The sequence below is a fragment of the Gemmiger formicilis genome (assembly GCF_016901605.1).
In the GTDB taxonomy this organism is placed as follows: domain Bacteria; phylum Bacillota; class Clostridia; order Oscillospirales; family Ruminococcaceae; genus Gemmiger; species Gemmiger formicilis_B.
The window spans coordinates 1-607 of sequence record NZ_JACJKP010000388.1 but is presented as its reverse complement, the minus strand read 5'-3'; the positions used below and the strand labels follow the sequence as shown (position 1 = coordinate 607).

Below are 607 nucleotides of genomic sequence, written 5' to 3'. Positions count from 1 at the left end.
GTGGGCGCGCATGACCAGCAGATCTCCTTCGGGGGTACGCTCGCTGACAAAGATTTTGGGCTGCGGGTCCCCAAAGACACCGGCGTTTTCAGCGGCGGCATATTTCATGTTCTCCATCATCTTCTGGAAATTCATGCCCACCTGCACGGTGCCTTCGGCGGACTTGCCGGCAGCGGCAGCGGTCTTGGCCGCCTGTTCGGCCATCAGGCGGAACCGCTTGGAGATCGCGGCCAGCTGCAGCCCCATGTTGGCTTCGTTGATGGTGCAGACATAGTGCAGCTCATCGCCCAGCTGTTCCATTACATATGAGACATACCGCTTGAAATAGGAGATGGTGGACTCGGCCTCCCAGCCGCCTTTGGCGATCAGCCATCTGGGACTGGTGAAATGCAGCAGGGTAACCACCGGCTCCACCCCATGGGCCTTGCAGCAGGCAATTACCTTGCGGTAGTGCTCTACCTCGGCGGCGTCGAATTGGCCTTCCTCCGGCTCGATGCGCGCCCACTCAATGGAAAAGCGGTAGGCGTTGAGTCCGGCTTCGGCAAGCAATCGGATATCTTCCTCATATCGATTATAATGGTCACAGGCGATGCCGCTGGGTTCGGCA

Annotated in this window: 1 protein-coding gene; it reads right to left on the bottom strand. The window is 59.0% G+C overall.

What is annotated here, in order from left to right; translation table 11 throughout:
* On the bottom strand, positions 1-607 hold a 607-nt coding region (locus H6B10_RS15040), incomplete at both ends, for a family 1 glycosylhydrolase (RefSeq protein ID WP_204652314.1).